This is a genomic window from Kribbella caucasensis (assembly GCF_004361855.1).
Lineage (GTDB): Bacteria > Actinomycetota > Actinomycetes > Propionibacteriales > Kribbellaceae > Kribbella > Kribbella caucasensis.
The window spans coordinates 1-3,367 of the sequence record NZ_SNWQ01000073.1; the positions used below are offsets into that span (position 1 = coordinate 1).

Annotated in this window: 3 protein-coding genes; all 3 read right to left on the reverse strand. The window is 69.6% G+C overall.

The genetic code is table 11. The features are described 5' to 3' along the window. Positions 1–150: 150 nt before the first annotated feature. The 3 genes from EV643_RS43805 to EV643_RS43815 all read right to left on the reverse strand — a co-directional run bounded on the left by EV643_RS43805 (position 151) and on the right by EV643_RS43815 (position 2,968). A complete protein-coding gene (locus tag EV643_RS43805) occupies positions 151–966 on the reverse strand; it encodes an ExeA family protein (protein ID WP_133806148.1) in 816 nt (271 codons plus the stop codon). Continuing rightward, on the reverse strand, positions 963–2,447 hold the full coding sequence (locus tag EV643_RS43810) for a DDE-type integrase/transposase/recombinase (protein ID WP_133806149.1): 1,485 nt from the start codon (positions 2,445–2,447) through the stop codon (positions 963–965). The genes EV643_RS43805 and EV643_RS43810 overlap by 4 nt, the downstream gene beginning before the upstream one ends. Before the next feature lie 86 nt (positions 2,448–2,533). Continuing rightward, a complete protein-coding gene (locus tag EV643_RS43815) occupies positions 2,534–2,968 on the reverse strand; it encodes a helix-turn-helix domain-containing protein (protein ID WP_238166228.1) in 435 nt (144 codons plus the stop codon). Positions 2,969–3,367: the final 399 nt, after the last annotated feature.

Sequence of the window (3,367 nt, forward strand, 5' to 3'; positions counted from 1 at the left end):
TGTTGCCCGTCGTTCATCTTGCAGATGAAGGCGTCACCGGTGTTGCCGATGGGCGGGGTGTGGGAAGGCCCCGCTCGCTGGTCGCGGACGGGGCCTTGGTCGGCTCGCTGACGGGGTGCTCGGCGTGGTGATGATGCCACCGGGTTGTGTTCAGTCGGCGCCGGTTTCGGAGATGGCGATCCGGGTTGCCTTCTCGTCGACGATTGGGTTGTTGCGGGCGAACGCTGCGGTGAGGGCGTTGACGGCGAGGTTGTTCACGGCGCGGGGGTAGCCACGAGAGGCGTTGTGGATCAGGGTGATCGCGTCGGCGCTGAACAAGGTGTCGGTGCGCCCGGCGATCTTGAGGTGGTGGGTGAGGTAGTCGGCGGTTTCGGTCGCGTCCATGCCGGTGAGGGCGTAGCGGACTGAGATCCTCTGGTCGAGGGCGGCGAGCACCCCGAGGCGTAGCCGTTGTCGCAGGGTGGGTTGCCCGATCAGCAGCGTGGCGAACGGGGCGCCGGAGTCCATGTCGTGGTTGGTGAGCATGCGGACGGCTTCCATCTGGGGGTTGTCGAGCAGGTGTGCCTCGTCGAAGATCACGACTGGGGTGCGGCCGCGTTCGGCGTGTTCGGCGGCGAGGGCGTCGGCGGCCTGTGGGACGAGGGTGGCGGTGTGGAAGTTGGGGACCTGCCCGAGCGCGGAGACGATGTGGTGCAGCATGCCGCGGACCCCGACCGACGGGTTGGCCAGGTAGATGATCGCGTGCCGGGAGGAGTCGAGTGCGGCGGTCGCAGCGCGGACGGCGACGGTCTTGCCGGCGCCGACCTCGCCGGTGATCACACCGAGGGCGTGCTGGTCGACGCACCAGGCGATCCGGGCCACGGCCTCGGCGTGCCCACCGTGGCGGTGCAGCATCGACGGAGCCAGGCCGCGGCCGAACGGCATTCTGGTGAAACCGAAATGCGACTGCAGGTTCAAGATGCTCACCGGCCGGCCTCCTGCGCGCCGGTGTTGGCTGCGTTATCGGTGAGGTCATCGAAGGACAGTTGCCCAGGGATCTGGTCGGGATTCTGGTCGGGCGCGGCCGAGTAGAGGGCGTGGAAGCCGATGCGTTCGTCGTCGATCACCTGCTGCTGGTGGGCGTCGGCGACCAGTTGCAGGTAGGCGATCCCGGTGGCCGGCGCGGGGGCGGGTTCGGGTGTTTCCGGTCGGGCTTTCGGGTGCGCGTGGCGGGTGATCATGTGCGGCACCGCGTGTCCGAAGCTCTTGTCGCCGTGGCGGACCTCGATGACTTCCAGGTTGAACGGGGAGAACACCAGCTCCACCTTCCGCCCGGCCAGTGCGGCCTCGACCTGGTAGGTGTTGCCGTGCAGCGACACGGTCGCGGTCTTGGTGACGGTGCGGTGCGCTGACCACAAGAACGCCTCGGTCAGCGCCTGTGTCGCGGGCATGACCGGGCCGTGGCCGAGGCGCTGCCAGCCGTCGTTCCACCGTGTTAGAGGGCTCTGCTGGGTCTCGGAGTGCACCTGGTGGTGATAGACACTTTCCACCCAGGCGGTGAACAGGGCGTTGAGTTCGAGCAGGCCCGCGGCGGGAGTGAGCTGCTTGCCGGCCAGCTGATCGGCGTTGGTGTCGGCGACTTCGACGAGGAACTGGTCGCGCACGGTGCGGAAGAAGCGTTCAATTTTGCCGCGGCCCTGCGGCCGGTGCGGGGTGGAGTGCACCAGCCGGATGCCGAGCTTGCCGCAGGCCCGCAACAGCCAGGAATCAACGTAGGCCGAACCGTTGTCGACGTAGCAAGCGCCTGGCACGCCACGTGAGGCGAGCGCCGGTTCCAGCGCGGCGGCCAGCCGCACGGTGTCCTCGGCGAACCCGAACCGGTAACCGGTCGCAAGCCGGGAATGATCATCCAGGAACGCGAACAGGTAGGTCTTGCGGCCGCCGACGCGCGGGCCGTGCAACGCGTCCCCGACCCACCGCTCGTTCGGTGCCTCGGCCTCGAACCGGCCGAACACCACACCGCCCCCGGCGGCCGGGCCCATCAGCTCGCGGCGGTGGAACAGGCGCAGCAGCGTGGACTCCGACGGCGAATAGCCGCTGCTGGCGCGCAGGATCCGCGCGACCTGCGCCGCGGTGCGGGCCGGGTTCTCCCGCTTCAGCGCGACCGCCAGCTCCAGCACCCCGGTGTCGATCCGGGCGCCGGGCTGGCGGATCGACGGGGCCAGGGCATCGAAACCGCCGGCCCGGTAACGGCGGATCCACCGGTCCAGGGTGTCGCGGGAATAGCAGTGCTGCCCGCCGAACGGGCCGGCATGCGTGCCGGCGGCGATCGCCCGCACGATCTTGCCGCGCGCCTTGGTCGACAGCCCTGGGTCCAGCGCAGGGCAGATCAACTGGTAACGGAACAACGCCACCTGCTGCGCCCGCTCACGGCGCTTGATGCCGTCTTGGTCATGTGTGCTGGCCACGAAAACCTCTATTCAGTAAGGGAATGCCCGGCCGGGACCGGCCGGGCAGCAACCCTCGCGAGGATTCCGTATGTCCGTGCTGCGCGTCAGAGGGAACTGGTGTTGCCAGCGGCAACGAGGTGCCGCGGTGGCCAGCCCGGCGCGAGCAGCCGACTACCCGAACACGCCGCAGCGACCTGCCAAGCCGTCACCGGGCCGACGACCCCAAGCGTGCCGAACCGGCCGGTCACCGCCGCAGTCGCGGCCCCCAACGCGGCCAGCACGTCACGCCACGGCGAACCCAGCGCCTCAGGCACCGGCCAGTCCACCCCAGCCCGGCCGGCCACCTGCAACAAGTGCAACCGCACCGACTCCAACCGGCCGCCCAGCACCCGCAGCCAGCCCCGCACCGTCGCCGCCGGAACACCCAACTGCCTCCCGATCGACCGGTGACCCGACCCGGCCGCGCGAGCCAGCAACGCCGCCCCGATCACCTCGGCCGCGTACGCCCGCCGCACCAGCACCGTGACCGGCAGCAGCACGTGCGTGACCCCACACCCCGGACAGCGAGCCCGCCGCGGACGCAACACCCCAGCGATCCCAAACACCACGCGCGGGCGCGCCCACCCCCACGGATGCAACACACCCCGACAGCCCGGACAACCCACCTGCCCCGCCGCCAACCGCAACTCGACCCGAACCGGATCAGCCTCTACCGTGACCACGATGCCTCCGCGCATCCAGCACGGCCCTCCCGCAGCGGTCCACCACGACAAACGGCGGGAGGGCCGTCGTCGTCTTCGTCGATGCATTCTTCACAAACCCGGCACAGTGACGACGCCGACCACAAAGATCGACACGCACGCCGGCGCTCAGCCAACGTCTGAAACGTCAGCGACGGACACCAACCCCCACGTCGTCATCGCAAACGACGGTCAACA